19 protein-coding genes are annotated in these 20,295 nt (G+C 67.8%); 6 read left to right on the top strand and 13 right to left on the bottom strand.

All coding sequences use genetic code 11. The features are described 5' to 3' along the window. The first annotated feature begins 3 nt into the window (after window positions 1–3). The 3 genes from DBO33_RS15635 (at window position 4) to DBO33_RS15645 (ending at window position 3,451) form a co-directional block, all read left to right on the top strand. A complete protein-coding gene (locus tag DBO33_RS15635) occupies window positions 4–657 on the top strand; it encodes a maleylpyruvate isomerase N-terminal domain-containing protein (RefSeq protein ID WP_107660304.1) in 654 nt (217 codons plus the stop codon). Between the two features lie 199 nt (window positions 658–856). After that, the gene (gene rox / locus DBO33_RS15640; RefSeq protein ID WP_199856649.1) at window positions 857–2,281 is read left to right on the top strand and encodes a rifampin monooxygenase; all 1,425 of its coding nucleotides are present in this window, start codon (window positions 857–859) and stop codon (window positions 2,279–2,281) included. Window positions 2,282–2,464: 183 nt separating this feature from the next. Further along, entirely contained in the window at window positions 2,465–3,451 is a 987-nt protein-coding gene (locus tag DBO33_RS15645; protein ID WP_107655689.1) for an ABC transporter ATP-binding protein, read from the top strand. Between the two features lie 6 nt (window positions 3,452–3,457). On the opposite strand, the gene DBO33_RS15650 is transcribed toward DBO33_RS15645, so the two are convergent. From DBO33_RS15650 to DBO33_RS15710, 13 genes are all read right to left on the bottom strand, one after another. Beyond that, window positions 3,458–5,035: a carboxylesterase/lipase family protein gene (locus tag DBO33_RS15650; RefSeq protein WP_159080286.1), complete on the bottom strand. Its 1,578-nt coding sequence runs from the start codon at window positions 5,033–5,035 to the stop codon at window positions 3,458–3,460. A gap of 5 nt (window positions 5,036–5,040) precedes the next feature. Continuing rightward, complete coding sequence (locus tag DBO33_RS15655; RefSeq protein WP_107655691.1) at window positions 5,041–5,460, bottom strand: RidA family protein; 420 nt, start codon at window positions 5,458–5,460, stop codon at window positions 5,041–5,043. Further along, complete coding sequence (locus DBO33_RS15660) at window positions 5,457–7,094, bottom strand: AMP-binding protein (protein ID WP_107655692.1); 1,638 nt, start codon at window positions 7,092–7,094, stop codon at window positions 5,457–5,459. Before DBO33_RS15660 ends, DBO33_RS15655 begins: the two co-directional genes overlap by 4 nt. Window positions 7,095–7,129: 35 nt before the next feature. Beyond that, a complete protein-coding gene (locus DBO33_RS15665) occupies window positions 7,130–8,296 on the bottom strand; it encodes an acyl-CoA dehydrogenase family protein (protein ID WP_107655693.1) in 1,167 nt (388 codons plus the stop codon). Window positions 8,297–8,298: 2 nt separating this feature from the next. Then, entirely contained in the window at window positions 8,299–9,150 is an 852-nt protein-coding gene (locus DBO33_RS15670; protein WP_107655694.1) for an enoyl-CoA hydratase family protein, read from the bottom strand. Beyond that, entirely contained in the window at window positions 9,150–9,692 is a 543-nt protein-coding gene (locus DBO33_RS15675; protein WP_234390856.1) for a MarR family winged helix-turn-helix transcriptional regulator, read from the bottom strand. Before DBO33_RS15675 ends, DBO33_RS15670 begins: the two co-directional genes overlap by 1 nt. A gap of 1 nt (window position 9,693) precedes the next feature. Continuing rightward, on the bottom strand, window positions 9,694–10,473 hold the full coding sequence (locus DBO33_RS15680) for an SDR family NAD(P)-dependent oxidoreductase (protein WP_107660306.1): 780 nt from the start codon (window positions 10,471–10,473) through the stop codon (window positions 9,694–9,696). Window positions 10,474–10,478: 5 nt separating this feature from the next. Then, complete coding sequence (locus tag DBO33_RS15685; RefSeq protein WP_107655695.1) at window positions 10,479–12,821, bottom strand: bifunctional salicylyl-CoA 5-hydroxylase/oxidoreductase; 2,343 nt, start codon at window positions 12,819–12,821, stop codon at window positions 10,479–10,481. Between the two features lie 112 nt (window positions 12,822–12,933). Further along, window positions 12,934–13,746 carry a siderophore-interacting protein gene (locus tag DBO33_RS15690; protein ID WP_107655696.1) on the bottom strand — a complete coding sequence of 271 codons (813 nt, stop codon included), beginning with the start codon at window positions 13,744–13,746 and terminating at the stop codon, window positions 12,934–12,936. An 11-nt stretch (window positions 13,747–13,757) separates the two neighbouring features. Beyond that, complete coding sequence (locus DBO33_RS15695) at window positions 13,758–14,774, bottom strand: ABC transporter substrate-binding protein (protein ID WP_234390857.1); 1,017 nt, start codon at window positions 14,772–14,774, stop codon at window positions 13,758–13,760. A 167-nt stretch (window positions 14,775–14,941) separates the two neighbouring features. Next, complete coding sequence (locus tag DBO33_RS15700) at window positions 14,942–16,471, bottom strand: dolichyl-phosphate-mannose--protein mannosyltransferase (protein WP_407670513.1); 1,530 nt, start codon at window positions 16,469–16,471, stop codon at window positions 14,942–14,944. Window positions 16,472–16,493: 22 nt separating this feature from the next. Further along, window positions 16,494–17,120, bottom strand: a complete 627-nt coding sequence (locus DBO33_RS15705) for a tetratricopeptide repeat protein (protein ID WP_107655698.1) — start codon at window positions 17,118–17,120, stop codon at window positions 16,494–16,496. Window positions 17,121–17,300: 180 nt separating this feature from the next. Continuing rightward, entirely contained in the window at window positions 17,301–17,786 is a 486-nt protein-coding gene (locus DBO33_RS15710; protein ID WP_107660308.1) for a carboxymuconolactone decarboxylase family protein, read from the bottom strand. A gap of 168 nt (window positions 17,787–17,954) precedes the next feature. Here DBO33_RS15710 and DBO33_RS15715 point away from each other — a divergent pair, with 168 nt between their 5' ends. The 3 genes from DBO33_RS15715 (at window position 17,955) to DBO33_RS15725 (ending at window position 20,292) form a co-directional block, all read left to right on the top strand. Continuing rightward, the gene (locus DBO33_RS15715; RefSeq protein ID WP_107655699.1) at window positions 17,955–18,893 is read left to right on the top strand and encodes an RNA polymerase sigma-70 factor; all 939 of its coding nucleotides are present in this window, start codon (window positions 17,955–17,957) and stop codon (window positions 18,891–18,893) included. Window positions 18,894–18,970: 77 nt separating this feature from the next. Further along, window positions 18,971–19,768 carry a DUF6585 family protein gene (locus tag DBO33_RS15720; protein WP_107655700.1) on the top strand — a complete coding sequence of 266 codons (798 nt, stop codon included), beginning with the start codon at window positions 18,971–18,973 and terminating at the stop codon, window positions 19,766–19,768. Between the two features lie 209 nt (window positions 19,769–19,977). Then, a complete protein-coding gene (locus DBO33_RS15725; protein ID WP_107655701.1) occupies window positions 19,978–20,292 on the top strand; it encodes a WXG100 family type VII secretion target in 315 nt (104 codons plus the stop codon). The last annotated feature ends 3 nt before the right edge of the window (window positions 20,293–20,295 follow it).

The following is a 20,295-nucleotide window of genomic DNA, read 5'->3' on the forward strand; positions in this document are numbered from 1 at the left end:
ACCGTGGAACTCTTCGCACTTTCTTGGGCGGCGTTGCGCACGGCCGTCGCCGAACTCTCGGATCAGGACTTCGAGCGGCCGTCCGGCTGTACCGGTTGGCTTGTGCGAGACCTGGTGTGCCACTTGATCATCGACGCGCAAGACGTCTTGATCACCCTCGTGACGCCCACGACGGCCGAGCCGACCAGGGACGCGGTGACGTATTGGAAGGTCGTCGAACCACCCACCGGTGACGACCCGCTCGACGCGCTGATCGTCCGGCTGGCCGCCGCATACGAGGACCCCAACCTGCTGAAGTTCCACCTGGACGATGTCGGCTCCGCCGCAGGCCGCGCCGCCGAACTCGCCGATCCCGCCCTCCGCGTCAGCACCCAGGACCAGGTGATCACCGCGGGCGACTATCTCGGCGCGTACGTCATGGAGTGGACGCTGCATCACCTCGACCTGATCGCGCATCTCCCCGACGCCGCCGAACCACCCACCGACAGCCTGGCGCGCGCCCGCGAAATGCTCGAAAAGATTGCCGGCGCACCGTTTCCCGCGTCATGGTCCGACAAGGACGCCCTGCTGATCGGCACCGGACGCCGGACCCCGACCGAAACCGAGCAAGCCGACCTCGGCGCACTGTCCGCGAAACTTCCACTCGCCCTTGGCTGATCGGACTTTCGGTGCGTCGGAGCCGGGCCGCCGGGAAATTCACGTCAGCAGGTGACGCCCTGCGCGTCCGGCGATGCCCGTCGGCATATATCGGTTGTGGCATGCGTGCGAAGTGCCGCAGAATGGGCGGCCAATGCCAGGACCTGCGGAAATCCGGGATCAGTGCGACGCGTACGCCGGAACGAGAATTGGGTGGTTCGTGTTCGATGTGATCATTGCCGGGTGCGGGCCGACCGGTGCGATGCTGGCCGCCGAACTGCGGCTGCACCAGGTACGGGTACTCGTGGTGGAGAAGGAAACCGAGCCCACGTCGTTCGTCCGAATAGTCAGCCTGCACATGCGCAGTCTCGAACTGATGGCGATGCGCGGACTGCTGGATCGGCTACTCGAACGCGGCAGACAGCGCTCGGTCGGCGGAATCTTCGCCGCCATCAATAAACCCGCGCCCGAGGGCCTGGATTCCACGTACGCCTATCTGCTCGGCATCCCGCAGCCGGTCCTCGAACACCAACTCGAAGAACATGCGACCGCACTGGGTGCGCAGGTTCGGCGCGGTGGTGCGGTGGTCGCTTTCGAGCAGGACGACGCGGGCGTGACCGTCGAACTGGCCGACGGCGAGCGCCTCCGGTCGCGTTACCTGGTCGGCTGCGACGGCGCCCGCAGCACGGTGCGCAAACTGCTCGGCGTCTGCTTCCCCGGCGAGCCCGCCCGGAGCGAGACGCTGATGGGTGAGCTGGAAACAGGCGTGCCGCCGGAGGAAATCGCCGCTACGGTGGCCGAAATCCACAAAACCGATAGGCGATTGCTGCTCAGGCCCTTCGGCGAAGGGGTCTATAGCGTGGTCGTCCCCGCCGCGGGGGTAAGCGATCGGACGGAACCGCCCACCCTCGATGATGTCAAACAACAGTTGCGTGCCATCGCCGGAACGGATTTCGGCGTCCATTCCCCGCGCTGGCTGTCCCGCTTCGGCGATGCCACCCGCCTGGCCGAACGTTATCGGGTCGGCCGGGTGCTGCTGGCCGGCGATGCGGCGCACATCCACCCGCCCATCGGCGGCCAGGGGCTCAATCTCGGTCTGCAGGACGCGGTCAATCTCGGCTGGAAACTGGCCGCGCAGATCCGCGGCTGGGCACCGGAAGCGCTGCTGGACACCTATCAGGATGAACGTCATCCGGTCGCCGCAGACGTGCTGGACAACACCCGCGCCCAGACGCAACTGCTGTCCACCGAACCGGGCCCGCAGGCCGTGCGCAGGCTGCTCACCGAACTGATGGACTTCGATGAGGTGCACCGCTACCTGATCGAGAAGATCACCGCGATCGGCCTCCGCTACGACTTCGGCGCGGGCCCCGACCTGCTCGGCCGACGGCTGCGCGATATCGACCTGAAACAGGGCCGCCTCTACGATCGGCTGCGTCGGGGCCGTGGCCTGGTGCTCGACCGCACCGAGCGGCTGACCGTCAACGGCTGGTCGGACCGCGTCGATCTGATCGCGGATCCCGCTGCGGCACTGGATGTTCCAGCCATCCTGCTCCGGCCCGACGGCCACGTCGCCTGGATCGGCGAGCACCAGCCGGACCTGGACGAGCACCTCGCCCGCTGGTTCGGCAAGACCGCCAACTGATTTCACGGGCCGACCATCCGCTGCGACAAGTTGCCGCACTACATTTGCGCAGCGCACCGGTTGCCGGAATCGGCTCTTGCCCTCCGCAACGCCGGTTTACAGTAGATCGACGGTCCAGTACGAGATGTCGGGTGCGTCAGGTAACGCCGGTGGATTCTCGTCGGAATTCGATGGAGGTCTAGCATGGGCGTCGCCGTCAGGGCTGAAGGTTGTACGAAATCATTCGGTGCACAGCGCATTTGGCAGGATGTTTCACTGACGCTGCCGTATGGCGAGGTGAGCGCGCTACTGGGCCCGTCGGGCACCGGTAAGTCCGTTTTTCTGAAATCACTGATCGGCCTGCTGCGCCCGGAACGCGGCGCGATCTTTGTCGGCGACACCGATATCATGCGCTGCACCACCAAGGAGCTCTACGAGATTCGTAAACTCTTCGGCGTGCTGTTCCAGGACGGCGCGCTGTTCGGCTCCATGACCCTCTTCGACAATGTCGCGTTCCCCCTTCGTGAGCACACGAAGAAGTCGGAGTCGCAGATCAAGAACATCGTCATGGAGAAACTCGAGCTGACCGGTCTGCTGGGTGATGAGAACAAGCTGCCCGGCGAGATCTCCGGCGGTATGCGTAAGCGCGCGGGCCTGGCCCGTGCCCTGGTGCTGGACCCGCAGATCATCCTGGTCGACGAGCCGGACTCCGGCCTGGACCCGGTGCGCACCTCGTACCTGAGCCAATTGTTGATCGACATCAACGCGCAGATCGACGCGACGATTCTGATCGTCACGCACAACATCAATCTGGCGCGCACCGTGCCGGACAACATCGGCATGCTGTTCCGCCGCCAGCTGGTCATGTTCGGCCCGCGCGAGGTGTTGCTGACCTCCGACGAGCCGGTGGTCAAGCAGTTCCTCAACGGCCGCATGCAGGGCCCGATCGGCATGTCCGAGGAGAAGGACGAGGCCCAGATGGCGCGCGAGCAAGCGATATTCGACGCCGGGCACCACGACGGCGGCGCGCAGGAGGTCGAGGGCATCATTCCGCAGATGCAGGCGCAACCGGGCATGCCGGTGCGTCAGGCGGTGCTGCGCCGCAAGGAGCGGGTCCGCGAGATCATGCACACCCTGCCGCACGCCGCCCAAGCGGCGATCCGCGAATCGCTCGACCGCAACGACAACTGACCGAGGTCAGCGGCCCGAAAGTCCTTGCCAGATCTGCCGGGACGCCGCCAGCGGGTCTGCCGCCACCATGGGCGGGGTGTCCCAAATTCGCGTCAGTGCCCCGTCAGTAGTGAAGACGGGCCAGCCGGGATCGCCGTTGGTGGCGAACGAGATCCACGAGGACCGCAGCTGCTCGGACAGTCGCAGTAGGCTCTCCGACGGCCGAGCGCCGCCGAGTACGAACGAGGCGAGTGGACTGTCGGTATTGCCGAAGGTTACCGGAATGTCCGCGACATGACAGGCACCGAGCGCGCCGCCCAAAGCCGGGCTGGCCCAAGCGAAGTCGTAGACGTAACTGCGCCCGCCCGCGGCCGTGTGCGCTTCCGCGAGCCAGATCGCGGGCATCCGGAACATGGCGTCGGAATACATGACCACGTAGAGCTCGGCGTCCGTCGAGCCCGGGTACGCCGCGCGATAGGCGGCCGGTGCCGAGGCGGGCAAGCCGAGATGCGCTGCGGTGGTGGACAAGTCGACCGTACGCAGCGGTGTCGGGCGGCGCGCCTTCGGTAGTCCGTGGCTGCGCATGCCGTGGGCGGTTATGCGCGCGAAGGTCGGCAGCGCCTTGAGCATCGCCGACGCGCTGGGTTTGATCAGCCCGCGACTCAACGCGAACAGGGTGAACTCGTCGCGGGTCGAGCCGGTGATCAGGTCGATGTCGCGGGCGACACCGGAGCCGAGCGCGAGCCAGGGTTTGTCCACCACGGTGACGCCGTCGATCACCGGAGTGAACGCGGTGATCGCTTCCGGCGTGGTCCACGCGCCCGGGTCGGCCTCCATCGCGGCGAGCGGCTCGTCCTGCACGGACAGCAGGGCCAGCGGCGGCTGCGTCGCCAGCTCGGCCGGCGCGACCCCGAGGGCGGCGGCGGTGAGCTCGGCGATCCGCTGCGCCTCGTGCTCGGGCAGCAGGCGGGCCGCCGGGCTCTGCACGATGGCGCGCCGGAACAGTCCGCGGGCGGCCGGCGCGGAAAGCAGTGCGGCGATGGACAGTCCGCCGCCGGATTCGCCGAAGAGGGTCACCTTGTCCGGGTCGCCACCGAAGGCGGCGATGTTGTCGTGCACCCAGCGCAGTGCGGCGGTCTGGTCGAGGAAGCCACGATTGGCGGGATGGCCCGGCACGAAGCCGAAGCCTTCGAAGCCGACTCGATAGTTGAACGTCACCAGGACGACGCCGCCGCGGGCCAGCGTCGCGCCGTCGTGCGCCGGGTCGCTGGACGAGCCCGCCTTCCAGCCGCCGCCGTGAATCCACACCAGCACCGGCAGCCGGTCGCCGGTGCCGCCCGGTGTCCAGACGTTCACGCTGAGGCAGTCGAGTCCGTCGGCGGGCCGCCACAGCGGCGGGGTGCCGGGTGTCAGCGGCAACTGCGGCGGCGCGACGCTGTAGTGCAGGGCCGGGCGGATACCGGCCCAGCTTTCGGGCGGGACGGGGGCTTGCATGCGCAGCGGCCCCTCCGGCGCGGCGGCGTACGGGATGCCCTTGAAGACGGAGAGTTCGCCGTCCCGGCGCCCTTCGACGGCACCCGCGGTGGTGGTGACGACAACTCCCACGGAACTCACTCCTGCTCTGCCGGAACGTCATCGGGGTCCGGAATCACGGCGGTGACCTCGATCTCGACCTTGGCGTCCTTTTCGACCAGGCGACTCACTTCCACCGCGGTCATCGCCGCCTGGAAGCTGCCGATGATCTCCCGGAAGGCCACCCCGATCTCGCGATACGCTTGCACGTACGCGTCGACATCGGTGACGTACCAGGTCATTCGCACGATGTGCGCGGGCTGCGCGCCCGCCTCGGCGAGCACCGCCACGACATTGCGCAGCGCTTGGCGCGCCTGGTCGGCGATATCGGGAGACTGGATCACGCCGTCGGCGTCCCAGCCGATCATGCCGGCCACGAACACCAGTTCCCCGCGTGCGGCAACGCCGTTGGCGTACCCGCGCGGACGCGGCCACCCCGGCGGCTGCAATACCCTCATTCGTCGGCTCCCGAATCACTCTGCACCGCAGCAGGTTCCCGCAGCCGAAAGCGCTGTAGCTTGCCGGTCGGTGTGCGCGGCAGGGCATCGACGAACGCGATGGCCCTCGGATACTTGTACGGCGCCACCGCCTGTTTCACGAAATCCTGCAACTCCGCCACCATCCCGTCGTTTGCCTCGACCTCCGCGCGCAACACCACATACGCCTTGACGATCTGACCGCGATCTTCGTCGGGCACGCCGACCACCGCACAATCGACCACCGCGGCATGCCCCGCCAGCGCGTCCTCCACCTCCGGTGCGGCGATGTTGTAGCCGGACGACACGATCATGTCGTCGGAGCGTGCCTGATAGTGGAAGTAGCCGTCGACGTCGACCGAGTAGGCGTCACCGGTGTAGTTCCAGCCGTCGCGCACGTACACGGTCTGCCGGTCGTCGGCGAGGTAACGACAGCCAGTCGGACCGCGCACCGCGAGCAGACCGATCTCGCCGGGGCCCAACGGGTTTCCCGCTTCGTCCACGACGCGCGCCTGATAGCCGGGCACCGGCAGACCGGTCGCGCCGGGCCGGGCATGCGCCTCGTCGGCGGCGATGAAGATGTGCAACATCTCGGTGGCGCCGATGCCGTCGATCAGCTCGAGGCCGGTGGCGGCGCGCCAGCGGGCCCGGGTGCTCGGCGGCAGCGGTTCGCCCGCCGAGACACATTTGCGCAGCGAAGTGCCGCGCAGGTCGTAGCGGGCGAGGATGCGATAGGAGGTCGGCGCGGTGAACAGCACGGTCGCGCCGAACTCGGTGATCGCGTCGAGCAGCAGTGGGGGAGTCGCCTGTGGCAGCAGCACCGCCGAGGCGCCCACCGACATCGGAAACAGCAGCAGCCCGCCCAGGCCGAAGGTGAAGGCCAGTGGCGGGCTGCCGATGAACACGTCGTCGGGCGCCGGGCGCAGGATGTGCTGCGGGAAGCAGTGGCAGATCGCCATGACGTCGCGGTGGAAGTGCATGGTGGCCTTGGGAATTCCGGTGGTGCCGGAGGTGAAGGCGATGAGGCAGACGTCGTCGGCGGCGGTGGCCACCGTGTCGAACCGGCCGTCGTGGCGCGTCATCAGCGCCTCGAGCCCCTCGTCGGAGGTGCTGTGGAAGTAGCGGATCCGGTCGAGCGCCGGGCACGTTGCCGCGACCGCCTCGACCCGGGCGGACAGCGCGACATCGCAGAGCGCGTGCGTGATTCGCGCCTTCTCGACGATCTGGGTGAGCTCCTTGACCCGTAGCAGCGGCATAGCCGTCACGGCGATGCCACCCGCCTTCATGACGGCGAACCAGCAGGCCGCGAGCATGGGCGTGTTCGGGGCATTCAGTAGCACGCGGTTGCCCGGCACCAGGCCCATATCGTGCACCAGCACCGCCGCGATGCGGTTGGCTCGGTCGTTCAGATCGGCGTAGGTCCACCGCGGTCCACCCGGCGCCTGCACGCACAGGCGGTCGCCGTTGCCGTCGGTCAGGTGGCGTTCGAGTAGTTCACTCGCGCAATTGAGTTGGGCCGGGAACTGGAGTTCGGGCAGGTCGAACCGGAGGTCCGGCCACTGGTCGAGCGGGGGCAGGTTGTCACGGGCGAAGGTATCGAGGTGCGCGCTTGTCATGGTCGAACCTTGTGGGAGAGAAGGAAAATCGTGGGTCAGGTGTTCGCGGTGTCCCGCAGGAGTTCACGGGCGATGATCAGCTGCTGCACCTCGGTGGCGCCCTCGTAGATGCGCAGCGCCCGGATGTCGCGGTAAAGCCGCTCGACCGGCCGGTCGCGGACCACCCCGAGGGCGCCCCACATCTGGACGGCGGCGTCGATAACCCGTTGGGCGCCTTCGGTCGCGGCCATCTTCGCCATGGCGGCCTCGCGGGTTACGGGCCGTCCTTGATCGCGCTGCCAGGCCGCGCGGTAGGTGAGCAGGGCGGTCGCGTCGATCGTGGTGGCCATCTGGGCGAGTTCGGCCCGGGTCAGCTGGAAGTCGGCCAGTACGCCGCCGAACATCTGCCGGGAGGTCACGCGGGCGAGTGCCTCGGCCATGGCGTGCCTGGCGAAGCCGACGGCGGCGGCTGCCACGGAGGTCCGGAAGATGTCGAGAGTGCGCATCGCGAGGCCGAATCCCGCGCCCGGTTCGCCCAACAGTCTCGTCGCGGGTATTCGGCAGCCGTCGAAGCGGAGCCGCGCGAGTGGATGCGGGGCGATCACGTCGATCCGTTCGGCGATGTGCAGGCCCGGGTTGTCCGCGTCGACGAGGAACGCCGAGATGCCCCGTGCGCCTTCGTCTTCCCCCGTCCGGGCGAAGACCACGTAGAAGTCCGCGATACCGCCGTTGGAGATCCACGTCTTCTCCCCGTCGATGACGAACTCGTCGCCGTCGGCGCGTGCGGCGCACGACAGCGCGGCGGCGTCGGAGCCCGCGTCGGTCTCCGAGAGCGCGAACGCCGCGATCGCCGTACCGGCGGCCACCCGGGGCAGGTAGTGGCGCTTCTGCTCCTCGGTGCCGGCGAGGCTGATCGCGCCGGAGCCGAGTCCCTGCATGGCGAACGCGAAGTCGGCGAGTGCGTCGTGCTCGGCCAGGATCTCGCGAGCCAGACATACTGCGCGCGTGTCGATCCGGTCGTGACTTCCGCCGAACGCGGTACCGGCGACGGTGTGTCGCAGCCAGCCTGCATCGCCGAGAGCGCGAACCAGCTGACGGCAGCGGTCGTCGAGATCGGCGCCACCGTCCTCGGCCAGCTGATCGGCGGCCCAAGCACGCAGTGTGGCGGCGAGTTTCCGGTGCTCGTCCTCGAAAAAGGGCCAGTCCCAGTGTTCTTCGGGCATCGCTAGTTCCCTTCGAACTTCGGGCGTTGCTTGGCCCGGAACGCGTGGTAGGCGCGCGCGAAATCCTCGGTGAGCATGCACAGGGCCTGCGCCTGCGCCTCGGCTTCGATGGCCTGATCCACCGTCATCGACCACTCCTGGTGCAGCATGGTTTTGGTGATGCCCTGGGCGAAGGTCGGTCCCTCGGCCAGGCGGCGCGCGAGCTGCCCGGCGGCGTCGAGCACCTCGTCCGGTTCCGCGAGCTGGTTGAAGAACCCCCACGCGTACGCCTCGTCGCCGGTCATCGCGCGGCCGGTGTAGAGCAGCTCGGAGGCGCGGCCCTGCCCGATGATCCGCGGCAGCATCGCGCACGCCCCCATATCGCACCCGGCGAGCCCGACCCGGGTGAACAGGAACGCCGTGGTGCTGCGGGCGGTGCCGACGCGCAGATCGGACGCCATCGCCAGGATCGCGCCCGCACCCGCGCAGACACCGTCGACGGCGGCCACGATCGGTTGCGGGCAGGCCCGCATCGCTTTGACCAGGTCGCCGGTCATCCTGGTGAACCTCAGCAGCTCCGGTGCGGGCAGCGCGATCAGCGGGCCGATGATGTCGTGCACATCGCCACCGGAGCAGAAGTTCGCCCCGGCGCCGTGCAGCACGATCACCGTGACATCGTCGGCATAGGCCAAGCGGCGGAACAGATCTCGCAGTTCGGCGTAGGAGTCGAAGGTCAGCGGGTTCTTGCGCTCCGGGCGATCCAGCACGATCGTGCCGACACCCTCGTGCACCTGCCAGCGGAAGTGGGTGCTCGCGTAGTCGGCGAGTGTCGTGCGGTTGGCCGCGCGCAGGGCGGGGTCGAGATTCTGGGTCATCAGCGGTCCCGGTGGTTCGATAGTGGGGCGTGGTTGTCGGCGTGGTCGGCCGTCGCGGCGAGGTGCACGCGCAGCCTGCCGAGCAGGTCGAACAGTGCCTGCTCGTCGCCGCGGCCGAACCCGGCGAACATCTCGGTGAGCCAGCGTTCGTGTTCGGCGGCCATCTCGTCGAAGCGGGCGCGGCCGAGGTCGGTGAGCCGCACCAGCGTCGCGCGCTTGTCGATCGGGTCCGGAATCCGGTCGACCCAGCCCTCGGCGACCAGCTGATCGGTCAGGCCGGTGACATTGCCGCCGGTCACCATCAGATAGCGGGACAGCGCGCTCATCCGCAGGCCGTCGTGGTGCCGGTCGAGCTGGGCCAGGTAGTCGAAACGGGGGAGGGTGGTGGCGAACCGCGTCCGCAGCCGGGTACGGATCTCCTGCTCGATCTCGTTGGTGGTGGCCAGCAGTCGCAGCCATAGCCGCACATCGAGGTGGTCGCCGGATATGGTGCGGGCCTCCATACCGATGCGTTCGTCGCCGAGCTCCGGGTGGGTGGTCACCTCACATCACCTCCCCGCCGCTGACCGAAATCGACTGTCCGGTCAGCGAAGCCGCGCCATCCGAGCACAGCCACGCGACGGTGTCGGCGACCTCGGCCGGCTCGACCAGCCTGCCCTGCGGGTTGTGCCGGGTGAAGGCGGCGCGCGCCGCTTCGGCACTGCGGCCGGTGGTTTCGATCACGTGGGTCACGCTCTCCTGCAACAGGTCGGTGTCGGTGAAGCCGGGGCAGACCGCGTTCACCGTGATCGACGTGCCCGCGAGTTCCAGTGCCAGTGCGCGGGTCAGCCCGATCACGCCGTGCTTGGCCGCCGCGTACGCGGTGACGTACGGGTAGCCGCGCAGGCCCGCGGTGCTGGCGATGTTGACCACCCGGCCCCGCCCGGTCGCGCGCATGTCGGCCACCGCGTTCCTGGTGCAGAGGAAGGTGCCGGTGAGGTTGACGGCGAGCATGCGCTGCCACAGTTCGTCGCTGGTGCGCGCCAACGGTGCGCTGGCCGCCTGACCGGCATTGTTGATCAGGATGTCGACCGCGCCGTGCAGTTCGCGGGCTTGGTCGAACGCGGCGGTGACGGCGGCCGCGTCGGTGACGTCGCACGCGACGGCGAGCGCTTGCGCCGACTTCGGCAGCCCGGCAACGGTTTCGGTGGCGCGCGCCAGATCACGCGCCACCAGGGTGAGGCGGGCGCCGTCGTGCGCGAGCCTGCGCGCGATGGCGGCGCCGATGCCGCGGGAGCCGCCGGTGACGAACGCGTGCCGATCGGCGAGACCGGGCTCGAGCATGCCGGTCATCCTTTCCCGGCCGCCGCGGCGGCCTGCTGGCGCTGGATGTTCGCCTCGAATTGCCGTTTGGCGGCGCCGTACTGCTTGGGCCAGGCGAGCTCGGTGTAGCCGATCCTGGCCGCCTCGGTGAGCGTCCAGGCCGGGTTGGCCAGGTGCGGCCGGGCGATGGCGCACAGGTCGGCGCGGCCGGCGGCCACGATGCTGTTCACGTGGTCGGCCTCGGAGATCGCGCCGACGGCGATGGTGGGGATGCCCGCCTCCTGGCGCACCCGGTCGGCGAACGGTGTCTGCCACATCCGCCCGAAGGTCGGTTGCTCTTGCTTGGTCACCTGGCCGGAGGAACAGTCGATCAGGTCGGCACCCGCCTGTTTGAAGCACCGCGCGATCTCGACGGCGTCGGCCGGAGTGATGCCGCCCTCGGCCCAGTCGTGCGCCGAAATACGCACCGACATCGGCAGTTCCGCCGGCCAGGCGTCGCGCACGGCCTCGAATACTTCCAGCGGATAACGCAGCCGGTTCGCCAGCGACCCGCCGTAGGCATCGGTGCGCTGGTTGGTCAGCGGGGAGATGAAGCTCGACAGCAGATAGCCGTGCGCGCAATGCAATTCGAGCCAGTCGAAGCCCGCCGCGGCGCCGCGGCGGGTGGCGTCGACGAATTGTGCTGTCACCTCGTCCATGTCGGCTCGGGTCATCGCCCGTGACCACTGGCTGATGCCGGGCAGGTATTGCTGCGGCGAGGCCGAGATCAACGGCCAGTTCGGCTCGTCGTCATCGGGGGTGAGCGGTTGGTCGATGCCGTCCCACATGCGGCGGGTGGAACCCTTGGCGCCCGAATGACCGATCTGCAGGCCGATTTTCGCGTCGGAGTTGTCGTGTACCCAGTCGACGATGCGCTGCCAGGCCCGCTGCTGCTCGTCGGTGTACAGGCCTGGGCAGCCGGGCGTGATCCGGCCGGTCGGGCTCACGCAGGTCATCTCGACGAAGACCAGGCCGGCACCGCCTTGCGCGCGGGCGCCGAGGTGCACCAGGTGGAAGTCGCTGGGGACGCCGTCGACGGCGGAGTACTGGGCCATCGGCGAGACGATCACCCGATTCTTCAGCGTCACCGACCGCGCCGTGTACGGCGTGAACATCGGTGGGACGGAAGGCTCTTCGGCGGTGCGCGAGATCCCGGCCCGTGCGTCGAACCAGCGTTCGTAATTCTCCAGCCAGCCCTTGTCACGCAGCCGCAGATTCTCGTGACTGATGCGCTGGCTGCGGGTGAGCATCGAGTACATGAACTGCTCGGGTTCGAGTTGGTCGCAGTAGCGTTCGCCGCACACCTCGAACCACTCCATGGCGTTCCAGGCCGCGTTCTGTAGCCGTAACGCGTCGATCGAGCGGATCTGCTGGTAGTGCTCGAGGACTGCGGGCAGGTCCGCCGGGGTGTCGCCGTGCTCGCCGAGCTGGCGGACCAGTTCGATGGCATCCTCGAGTGCCAGTTTGGTGCCGGAGCCGATGGCGAAGTGGGCGGTGTGTACGGCGTCGCCCATCAGCACCACATGGCTGTTGCCGGTTCGCAGCCACCACTTCTCGCATTTGACCCGCTGGAAGTTCTGCCACCCCGAGCCCGGCAGGTGGCGCGAGTTCGTCATCAGCTTCTCGCCCTGCAGGTTGTCGGCGAACAGCCGCTCGCAGAACGCCACCGACTCGTCCGGGCGGGCCCGGTCCAGGCCGTGCGCTCGCCACACGCGCTCCGGTGCCTCGACGATGAAGGTGCTGGTGTTCTCGTCGAACTTGTAGATGTGCGCCTGGATCCAGCCGTGTTCGGTCTGGACGAAGTCGAAAGTGAAAGCGTCGTACAGCTTCTCGGTGCCCAGCCAGATGTAGCGGTTCGGACGCGTCACGAGGTCGGGTACGAAGATGTCCCGGTGCTCGCCGCGGATCTTCGAGGAGATGCCGTCGGCGGCGACGATCAGGTCGGCGTCGGGGAATTCACTGGCGGAGTTGACCTCTCGGTCGAATTCGAGTTTTACCCCGACCTCCTCGCACCGTGCCTGCAGGATGTTCAGCAGCTTCTTGCGGCCGATGCCGACGAAGCCGTGCCCGCCCGAGCGCAGCACGCGGCCCTTGAACCGTAATTCGATGTCGTCCCAGTGGTTGAACGCCGATTGGATCCGGTCCGCGGTGGCCCGATCCCACACCCGCATGTTCTCCATCGTGGCGTCGGAGAAGACCACACCCCAGCCGAAAGTGTCGTAGGGACGGTTGCGTTCGACCACGGTGACCTCGTGATCGGCGTTGAGCTGCTTCATCAGCAACCCGAAGTACAGGCCGGCGGGTCCGCCGCCGATGCACACGACCTTCATGCGCTCTCCTCAGAAGTCGCGGTAGCCAGTACTTTACAACTAAAGCTTTAGGCATAAAGCTTTTTCACCGGATCTGGGAGCGCCCAGCCGGGACCAGTCGTCTCCGGCGGCGTCATTCGTTGCGCAGGTCGTCCTCCGTGGCGCCTAGGCGCCAGTAGCCGCGAAAGGTCACATCCGCCTTGGGGATCCGTCGTTCGGTGACCAGGTGGCGGCGCAGGGCGCGGACGACGCCGGATTCGCCGGCGATCCACGCGTAGGGCCGCCGGTCCGGAAGCGCGGCGGCGCGGACCGCGTGCACGATGCGGCCACGGTCGCGGTCCTCGTGCACCAGCCAGGTGATCTCGGCGTCCGCCTCGGTGGTCAGTTCGCGGCGATCGGCCTGGTGCGGTACCTCGATCCAGACCTTGGCGACGGTGCCGGCGGGCAGCGATTCCAGGATGCTCGCCGTCGCGGGCAATGCCGTCTCGTCCGCGGCGAGCAGGACCCAGCCGGCCTCGCCGGGCGGGCGGAAGGCGACGCTGCGGTTGTCACTGTCGCATGGTCCGAGGATGGTGACCCGATCGCCCGGCTGGGCCCGCGCCGCCCAGCGTGCGGCCGGTCCACCGTCGGCGTGCGGGACGAAGTCGATGTCCAATTCAGCAGTCTCCGGCCGATGTTCCCGCGCGGTGTAGGCGCGCATCACCGCGCGAACGGCCGGGTCGGCGGCCCGCCATTCGGCGAACCAGTTGTCCCCGGCGTCGACCGGCACCCAGGGCTTGTGCTGGCCGGGGTGGGGCAGGAACAGTGACAGGCTCTGATCCCGGCCGCCGCTGGCGAACCCGGCAAGCGGCGCACCGCCGAATACGATGCGCAGCTGGGACGGGCTGAGCAGTTCGGTCCGCAGGACCGGCACGTTCTCGAAGAAGCGAAAAGGCTGGGCGCGCATGGGGATCCCTGTCAGGTAACTTTGCCGGAGCGACGAACGGCGGCGGCCAGATCCTCGAGCAACGGTGCGATACCGGCGTGAGAGAACCGGAAGATCGGTTGCCAGCCGACGACCTGATCGGCGCGCACTGCGGGCAGACCGCGCCAGACCGGGTTGGCGGCAAGAGCTTCCGGGGACAACGTGCCGGAACGGCGGTCGAGCAGGATCAGGTCGGCCCGGTACTTGTCGGTGTGCTCCCAGCTGAGCTCCTCGAAGAAGCCGTCCGGGGTGACGTTGTCCGGGGTGACCATGTCGACGCCCAGCTCCGCGAAATAGCGCAGGTCGGTGGACATTCGCGGGTCGGAGACGTAAAAGATCCCCTGCGCGGCGGAGGCCGCCATCACGCGCAGGCCGGGTCGCTGCGCGACGGCCTCGCGAATCGCCTGGGAAGCGGCGTCGAATCGGGATCTGGCCTGGGTTGCCTTGGGCGCGTTCAGGTCCGCGCCGAGGGTGCGCGCGAGCTCGGCGTAGCGCGCGATGATCTCCGGCAGTGTCCGGTGTGCGATGCGTACCGTCGCGACATTCGCATTGATCGCCAGGATCTTTTCCTTGCTCTCGTCCGGGATGTACCAGAGCCGGTCGGGCACATACATATCGGTGACGAGCAGGTCCGGTTCGAGCGCCGCGTACTTCTCGACGTTGAACTCGCCCCAGTTGTTGCCGAGCACGGTCAGCTTGCCGAGATCGAGATCGCCCGCCAAGGGCGCCGGTTCCCCTGCTGTCGTGCGTGTTTCACCGAAGACCCCGACGATGCGGTCCTGTAGGCCATAGTCCGCCAGTAGCGCGGCGGAGCCGGCGAACGCGACGATGCGGGACGGGACCTCCTTGGTGTGGATGGTGTTGTTGCGATCGTCGGTGAACGACCAGCCGCCCGGTCCGGTGTACTGCTCGTCGGCGGACCGGCCGGTGCACGCGGTGACCGCGGCGCCGAGCCCGACTGCGCAGGCGGTCGTGAGCAGGCGGCGGCGGGAGATATGGATTGTGTCCATGGCGGCCATTAGAACGACCCATCGTTGATTAGGCAAGCCTTACCTGAATGGGTTTGATCACGGGCGGAGTGCTGGGATGTGCCGATGTCCGGCCAATGCTGTTGCCGCGTAAGACGACCGGGGCACGTCATCCGGGCCTGGTGGACGGCACAGCTGTGGTGCAGACCTCAGCGCCAGCTCGGCAGCCACAGGTGCTGCTGCCAACTCGACAAGGTGATCGGCAGGCCGGTGAGGATCGGGTAGTTCCAGGCGAAGTTCGCGACCACCAACCCCAGATACAGGCAGACCAGCAGCAGGCCGGTGTCGCGGCGTTCGTGGTCATCGGTCACGCGGCCGAGGATCTGCCCGAGCGCCAGAGCCACCAGCATGATCAGGAAGGGGGCCATGGCGGCGGCGTAGAAGTAGTACATCTGCCGGTCGAGCACGGCGAACCAGGGCAGCCAAGCCGCCGCGTAACCGGTGAGGACCGAGAGGTAGCGCCAGTCGCGGCGGGTAACGGACTGCCATAGTGCCCACCCCAGTGCGGGCACCGCCAGCCACCAGATCGCGGGCGTGCCGATCAGCATGATTGCTCGCACGCACTGCGATTGCCCGCATCCGGTGGTCAGTTCGGGCTCGGGGAAGTGGTAGAGCATCGGCCGCAAGCCCATCGGCCACGTCCACGGCTTCGACTCCCACGGATGGTGGTACCCGGCGGAGTTGGTGAGGTGGGTGTGCACGTCGAGCACTGCGGCATGGTGGAACCACAAGGAGCGCAACGCCTCTGGGACGAAGGCGAAGAACCCGCCGTCCGCGACGGCATGTCGGTTCACCCCGGTCTCGCCGGCGAACCATCCCGCGTAGGACGCGAGATACACCCCCAGCGCGACTATGACCAGCGCGAACGCCGCGGGTGCCGCGTCTCGCACCACCGTGCCGAGAAACGGGCGCCGCACCCCGTAGTGCCGTCGCGCGGCGGCATCGAAACCCAGACACAGGATTACGAAGAAGACCAGGAAATACGCGCCGGACCACTTTGTGCCACAGGCCAACCCGAGCAGCACGCCCGCGCCGAACCGCCACCAGCGCACGCCGAGGCGAGGCCCGAACGCGGACAACGCAATCCGGCCCTCGGCATGCGCCAGCCGCGCTCGGACCTCGTCGCGATCGACGATCAAACAGCCGAACGCCCCGGTGACCAGCACCGCCAGGAAGATATCGAGCATGCCGATCCGCGACGAGACGAACGTGACGCCGTCGGCGATCATCAGGATTCCGGCGATGGCGCCGATCAGGGTCGAGCGCGTCAGCCGCCGGACGATCCGAATCACCAACAGCACCAGCAGAGTTCCGGCCACCGCCGCCGAGAACCGCCACCCCAGCGGTGTGTAACCGAACAGCGCCTCGCCGCCGGCGATCAGCAGTTTCCCTACCGGCGGGGGGACAACGACCACATACCCGGGGTTATCTTCGACGCCCATCCCGCTGTGCAGCATCTCCCCGGCCCGCAACGCGGAGTACTTCTCGTCGAAGACCGGCACCCCGGCGTCGGTCGTCGAGCCGAGCCCGGCGAAACGTGTCACCGCTGCGAGCAGCGTCAGCACCGCGGTGACCCACCAACCGCGTTCGGTATCAGCCGAATTGATGGCGACCTTCGGCGCCGACGGACCGACTATCGGACGAGCCGACCACCGCTCGCGCACCGAACCGACCACCACACGACCCTACGCAGTGGTGTTTTCAATAGACCAAATTCGCGCCGAAATCAGGGACAAGCCCGATCACGACCAGCTGACTCCACCGGTCCAAACGGCCGTTGTGCAGCTCCCAGAACCTGCGGCACAACGCGAAATACTCCAGGACAACCAGGCGCTCACCGCGCTCCAGCAGGTCTTTGGCCAAGCTCATGTTCGGACCGAAGGTGTCCATCTGTGGCGAACCGGGACTGTTACCTGCAGCGAGCAGGTGACCCTTGGCGTCGTCGACGCGCCCCTCGCGCAAGGCGATTCGGCCGAGCACCATGTTGGCGTCATGGATGGCGTTGCCGTAATTCCAGCTGTCGCGGAACCCGGGCGCCATCGCCAGCAGCTCCTGCGCGTACTCGCGGGCCGCCTCGATGTCCCCGGCGGTGAAACTGTCTTTGGCCAGATCCGGTAGTAGGTAGAACCGGTCGGACGTGGTTCCGGGCGCCTCCGCGGTCGCGACGCCGGGCAGTGACGGCAAGGTCGCGACGGCTCCGACCACCGCTGCCGCGGCCAGCGCCGTCACCACGAGCCCGGCGACCGCCCGCGGCCGTAGGGATCGGACGGCGTTGTGTTGCTTCGGCTGGACGTCGGACGCGGAATGAGTGGACGGTTGCTCTGTCATCTCGGCCTTACCTGATCAAAGACGGGTGCGCACCGCTCAGTCGGATCGCGGAGCTCCGCTAGAGCATCGCGCGACCTCCACCTGCGCCCATAAGTTTTCGATCATCCGCCGATCACCTGCCTGCGGTGCGAGCCCGGCCCGGATCGCATGATCCCGAGCCGGGCCCGCAACCCGCGTGGGTCAGTTGGCCATGGTGGCGAACATACCCGGCTCGTAGGAGCCACCCTTCTGGTGCACGATCACCGCGAGCCGGTTGGCCGCGTTGATCATGGCCACCAGCGCGACCAGCGCGACGGTCTGGTCGTCGTCGTAGTGCTTGCGCACCTGCGCCCAGGTCTCGTCGGACACACCCTGATGGGCGTCGGCGAGACGGGTGCCCTCCTCGACCAGGGCGAGTGCGGCCTGCTCGGCCTCGGTGAACACGGTGGACTCGCGCCAGGCGGCCACCAGATGCAGCCGGACCGAGGTTTCCCCGGCCGCCGCGGCGTCCTTGGTATGGGCGTCGATGCACCAGCCGCACCCGTTGATCTGGCTCGCGCGCAGCGACACCAGTTCCTGGGTGGACTTCGGCAGCGGCGACTGCTGGATCGTCAGACCGACGTTGGCGAACCGCTTGGCGATCTTGCCGCCGATTTCGGTGCTGAACAGGTCGATACGGGGTTCCATGACTGGGTCCTCACTGGTGGTGTTGAACTGAACGACCATGAGATGCCGAGGGGCCGGTCCGTGTGACAGGCGCGGTGCCGTGACGAGTGACACAAGCGCCAGGTGTCACAAAACCGTCGGGCCCGGTGTCTGGTGCGTGACACAGTCGAGAGTGCAGAGGAGTCATCCATGGCAGGCACGTCGCAGCACCCGCCCGAAGATCGCGGCGAGGTGGGCACCGAGGGCGATCGCCCGGACGCCACCGCCACCTTCGTCGCCCATCGCAATCTGCTGTTCACCGTCGCCTACGAGATGCTCGGTTCGGCCGCCGACGCCGAAGACGTGCTGCAGGAGACCTGGTTGCGGTGGGCCGGGGTCGATCTCGACACGGTGCGGGATCAGCGCGCCTACCTGGTGCGGATCGCCACCCGCCAGGCGCTCGTCCGGCTGCGCACCCTCGTCCGGCGCAAGGAGTCCTACGTCGGGCAATGGCTGCCCGAACCGCTGCTGACCGCGCCCGACGTGGCCGAGGACGTCGAGTTGGCCGAGAGCGTATCGATGGCGATGATGCTGGTGCTGGAGACGCTCGCGCCGACCGAGCGGGCCGTGTTCGTGCTGCGCGAAGTGTTCGATCTGCCGTACGAGGAGATCGCCGAAGCCGTCGACAAGACCCCGGCCGCGGTGCGCCAGATCATCCACCGGGCCCGCGCCCACGTCAGCGCGCGCCGACCACGCGGAGTGGTTTCCCAGGCCGAGACCAAAGGCGCGCTCGATGCGTTCCACCGGGCTGTCGAAACCGGCGATATGCAGGGTCTGCTCGATATTCTCGCGCCGGATGTCGTCTTCTTGGGCGACGGTGGCGGCATCAAGCAGGCCGCGCTGCGACCGGTCATCGGGGCCGCCCGGGTCGCCCGCTTCCTGTCCATCGGCCTGCCGCGGGTACGCGCCACGATGACGATCGAGCCGGTGCAGGTCAACGGTTCCCCGGCGCTGCTGCTCCGGCTCGACGGCGCGGTCGACAGCGTCATCGCGGTGCGCATCGACGACGGGCTCGTCACCGGGCTCTACTCCGTGCGCAACCCGGAGAAGTTCTCGCACATGGAGCGGGAGACGGCGTTGCGCCGCTGAGTCGGATGCCGGTGCGGTGTAAGGGTTTCGTCAACGGCGGTGGTCGAGGTTCGGCGCTCGGGGCATAGTCAGCCGTCGTGACGGATCTTGCCGACCAACTCCGCATTGATATCGGTCGCGTCGCTGCGCGGGAAGATCTCGGTGCGCACCGAAGCAGCTACGCGGCAGCGAAACCCGGTGCGCGACGATACGTCATCGAGGGTGTCGGCACGCTCTGCGCCGGATTACTGGCGGCGATCGGTTGGGTGACCGGTGTGGCGGTCGTGGTCATCGTCGGGGTGACCGGTGTGCTGATGGTCGGTGGCCGCCTGCTGTGGGACCTGCTGTGGTTGGCGTATGTGCACTCGCGGAATCGCCATGTGCGGCTGGATTTGTACGAGCGTGGACTGGTCGTGACGGTCGATGGTGCGGCTCGGTGTGTTCGGTACGACACCACGACGCTCTGGCGCACCATCATCGATCACGCGGATTCTGCTGCGCCGGGCCAAGTCTCGTACGCCTATACCTTGGTCGACACCGCCGGTGTTCCGATTGTGTTGCGGCACGGGATCGCCCAGCCGGAGCAGTGGGGTCCGGAGATCGATCGGGCGATCACCGCCGCGCAGTTGCCGCGGGCCGGTGCGGTGCTGGCGGCGGGCGGGTGCCTCGATTTCGAGTACTTCTGGATGACGGAGGCCGAGATCGGTGCGGGGGAGCGGTCGGAGCCTTGGTCGCGGGTGTCCGGCATCGATGTGCGGCACGGATGGGTCAGCGTTGAAGTCGCACATGGTGGGAAACCACTGGAATCGCTTCCGGTGAGCTTGATTCCGAACTTCACGGTCTTCCGTACATTGGCCGAGCGGATGCGCGCGGAGCATGTGCGCTCGTGTCAATGAAACGTCAAGATCGCACGGATCGGTTGCCGCGCGGTTGTCTGTGCGTCGGCGGTCCGACCGGCGGCGCGGCCGTGGATTCGATGCTCGGATGAGACCTGTTGCACCGCAGCGTATGTCAGAGAACCGTCAAATCCGCGTCGGGGATCTTTTCCAGCGCTGTGCATCGCTGACATCGTCTGAATCCGGTTTTGACGGTGAAGGGATCAGGTGTGGCGGCGAAGGTCGGGGTCGGCCCGGAGCAATTGCGTGGTGCGGCAGGGAAAATGGGCGTGCTGAGCGATCGGATGCAGGGCATTCTCCGTACTTTGGAGTCCGCACTGGCGGCCAAAGGCGCGGCTTGGGGTGGTGACGGTTATGGCAGCACCTTCGCCGACGGGCCGCAAGGCTATGTGGCGGCGTACAAGAACCTGACAGAGGGGATCGGCAATACCGCCGAGACCTTTCGCTCGTATTCCGCCGGACAGTACAAGGCCGCGGATCTGCTGGCTCGGACCGAACAGCGGTCGGCCGGGTCGTTCCGGTAACGC

Source organism: Nocardia suismassiliense (assembly GCF_900269665.1).
GTDB lineage: Bacteria > Actinomycetota > Actinomycetes > Mycobacteriales > Mycobacteriaceae > Nocardia > Nocardia suismassiliense.

Coding starts and splice junctions, on each gene's coding strand:
- DBO33_RS15665 (WP_107655693.1), bottom strand. CDS start 8,296: ATGCCCGAAGAACACTGGGACTGGCCCTTTTTCGAGGACGAGCACCGG.
- DBO33_RS15655 (WP_107655691.1), bottom strand. CDS start 5,460: ATGAGGGTATTGCAGCCGCCGGGGTGGCCGCGTCCGCGCGGGTACGCC.
- DBO33_RS15645 (WP_107655689.1), top strand. CDS start 2,465: ATGGGCGTCGCCGTCAGGGCTGAAGGTTGTACGAAATCATTCGGTGCA.
- DBO33_RS15690 (WP_107655696.1), bottom strand. CDS start 13,746: ATGCGCGCCCAGCCTTTTCGCTTCTTCGAGAACGTGCCGGTCCTGCGG.
- DBO33_RS15715 (WP_107655699.1), top strand. CDS start 17,955: ATGGCAGGCACGTCGCAGCACCCGCCCGAAGATCGCGGCGAGGTGGGC.
- DBO33_RS15695 (WP_234390857.1), bottom strand. CDS start 14,774: ATGGACACAATCCATATCTCCCGCCGCCGCCTGCTCACGACCGCCTGC.
- DBO33_RS15705 (WP_107655698.1), bottom strand. CDS start 17,120: ATGACAGAGCAACCGTCCACTCATTCCGCGTCCGACGTCCAGCCGAAG.
- DBO33_RS15660 (WP_107655692.1), bottom strand. CDS start 7,094: ATGACAAGCGCGCACCTCGATACCTTCGCCCGTGACAACCTGCCCCCG.
- DBO33_RS15680 (WP_107660306.1), bottom strand. CDS start 10,473: ATGCTCGAGCCCGGTCTCGCCGATCGGCACGCGTTCGTCACCGGCGGC.
- DBO33_RS15710 (WP_107660308.1), bottom strand. CDS start 17,786: ATGGAACCCCGTATCGACCTGTTCAGCACCGAAATCGGCGGCAAGATC.
- DBO33_RS15685 (WP_107655695.1), bottom strand. CDS start 12,821: ATGAAGGTCGTGTGCATCGGCGGCGGACCCGCCGGCCTGTACTTCGGG.
- DBO33_RS15670 (WP_107655694.1), bottom strand. CDS start 9,150: ATGACCCAGAATCTCGACCCCGCCCTGCGCGCGGCCAACCGCACGACA.